The following is a 2,391-nucleotide window of genomic DNA, read 5'->3' on the forward strand; positions in this document are numbered from 1 at the left end:
CCGGATGCCGGGATAGTTGCGGCTGCCTTCCCAGTCCGCCGCCTCGCTTCCCCAGTAGTAGATCTGTTCGTTGCCGGGCGACAGGGTCGAGGCCCAGCGGTTCAGCGTCATGTCGAAGTCGAAGGACTCCAGCCGCGCCTGATACTGGGCGCTGTCGACCGTCCGCACCTTGGCCGTCACCCCGATCCGCTGGAGCGCCCGAGCGAACTCCAGGGCGACCTTCTCGTCGCTTGCCGAAACCAGCAGGATCTCGAACTCGAACGCCGCCCCACCGGCCTCGCGCAACTGTCCGTCGCGGACTGTCCATCCCGCTTTCGCCAGCAGGTCCTGCGCTTTCCGCAGGTTGCCGCGCAGGCCGGCCGGTCCGCTGCCGTCGGTGGCGGGCGGGACATAGGCGGGACCGAAGACTTCCCATGGCAGGGTGTCGCGGAACGGTTCCAGCACCTTCAGTTCGGCGGCGCCGGGCGGGCCGGACGCCGCCAGTTCCGAATTGGGGTAGTAGCTGGCGGTCCGCCGGTAGGCGCCATGGAACAGCGTCCTGTTCATCCAATCGAAGTCGAGCGCGTAGCCCAGCGCCTCCCGGACGGTCCGGTCGGCGAAGTGCTGACGGCGAGTGTTGAAGATCAAGGCCCGCATCGGCTCGGGCCGGCCATGGGGCAGCAGTTCCAGCGTGACCCTGCCGTCGCGCGCCGCCGGGAAATCGTAGCCGGTCGCCCATTTCGCGGGATCGGTTTCGCGCCGGAAATCGTAGGCACCGGCCTTGAATGCCTCCAGCGCCACCCCGTCGTCACGGTAATAGTCGTAGCGGATGCCGTCGAAATTGTACTGCCCGCGGTTGACGGCCAAGTCGCGGCCCCAGTAGTCCGGCACCCGTTCGTACACGATGGACCGGCCCGGCTCGAACCGCGCAACGCGGTAGGGACCGCTGCCAAGCAGCGGTTCCAGCGTCGTCCGGTCGAACTCGCGCGTTGTCCAGGCATGCTCCGGCAGGATCGGCATCAGCCCCATGATCAGCGGCATCTCGCGGTCGCCCGGCGCATCGGGGTCGGCGGATACCTTGGCCGGCGGCTTGAAGGTGAACCGTACCCCGCGCTCGCCGGTCTGCTCGGCGCGCTCGACCTTTCCGTAATAGCTGCGGTGGTTGGGGCGGCCATGGTCGCGGAGCGTGCGCCAGGAGAACAGGACGTCCGCCGGGGTGATCGGGACGCCGTCGTGCCAGCGCGCCTCCGGGCGCAGCGTGAACTCCACCCAGGAGCGGTCGTCCGGCACCGTGATCGATTCGGCGATCAGGCCGTAGAGCGAGAAGGGCTCATCCCAGCTCCGCTGCATCAGGCTTTCGGAGACGTAGCCAAGCCCCAGCGCCGCCCGGCCCCGGACGATGAAGGGGTTCAGGGTATCGAAGGTCCCGACGGCCGCGTTGCGGAAGATCCCGCCCTTGGGTGCCGACGGATCGGCATAGTCGAAATGGCTGAAACCGGGGGCGTAGCGGGGCTGCCCGTGCATGGCGATGCCGTGGGCCGGCTGCGGTTCCGCCGCACCGCTGGGAACGGGCGACACGCAGAGGATCGCGATCGAAACCAAAAGGACGCGGACGAAGACGGGCGACATGGCTTTGTTCATAGGCTTGGAGTGTCCGTACAGGGATGCCCATATGCAAGCCGGTTCGACGGAAAGGCCGCGTTGGGAAGAGACCGTGACAATCCGCCTATTTGCAAGTCTGGCTCAATTGTGATCTTTACCCTAAACTCCGACGCGCGCCCGGCGGATGCCGCTGGCGCGGCCGGGACTGCGCGCCAAAAGGGGCGTAACCGATCGGAACCGAGGGAAAAGTTCATGGATATCTCGAAGATCCCAGTGGGCCAGAATGCACCGTGGGACGTCAACGTCATCATTGAAATTCCGATGGGCGGCGAGCCGATCAAGTACGAAGTGGACAAGGCCAGCGGCGCCCTGTTCGTCGACCGCTTCCTGCACACCGCGATGTATTATCCGTGCAACTACGGTTTCCTGCCGCATACCCTGTCCGACGACGGTGACCCGTGCGACATGCTGGTAGTCGGCCGCCGGCCGATCCAGCCTGGCGCCGTCCTGCGGTCGCGCCCGATCGGCGTGCTGATCATGGAAGACGAAGCCGGCCTGGACGAGAAGGTCCTGGCGGTGCCCGTCAACAAGCTCCACCCGTTCTACAGCGACGTCCAGTCGTACAAGGACCTGCCGGAGATCCTGCTGGACCAGATCGCCCACTTCTTCCAGCACTACAAGGACCTGGAAAAGGGCAAGTGGGTCAAGATCAAGCGCTGGGGCGACGCCGAAGAAGCCGCCAAGATCATCCAGGCTTCGATCGACAAGTACGCCGAAGGCTCCGCCGAGTAAGACCGGCGAACCGGATGA

2 protein-coding genes are annotated in these 2,391 nt (G+C 65.9%); one reads left to right on the forward strand and one right to left on the reverse strand.

Annotated elements, in window-relative coordinates; genetic code table 11:
- Nucleotides 1-1,620 (reverse strand): extracellular solute-binding protein (locus AC5JJ6_RS09420; protein ID WP_496041791.1); only part of this gene is annotated, 1,620 nt, incomplete at its 3' end.
- A 213-nt stretch (nucleotides 1,621-1,833) separates the two neighbouring features.
- Here AC5JJ6_RS09420 and ppa point away from each other — a divergent pair.
- A complete protein-coding gene (ppa, locus tag AC5JJ6_RS09425; RefSeq protein WP_496041792.1) occupies nucleotides 1,834-2,373 on the forward strand; it encodes an inorganic diphosphatase in 540 nt (179 codons plus the stop codon).
- Nucleotides 2,374-2,391 lie beyond the last annotated feature (18 nt).

The organism is Skermanella sp. (assembly GCF_059503625.1).

Bases quoted from the DNA above. Each gene is read 5' to 3' on its own strand.
- ppa (WP_496041792.1), top strand. From the start codon at position 1,834: ATGGATATCTCGAAGATCCCAGTGGGCCAGAATGCACCGTGGGACGTC.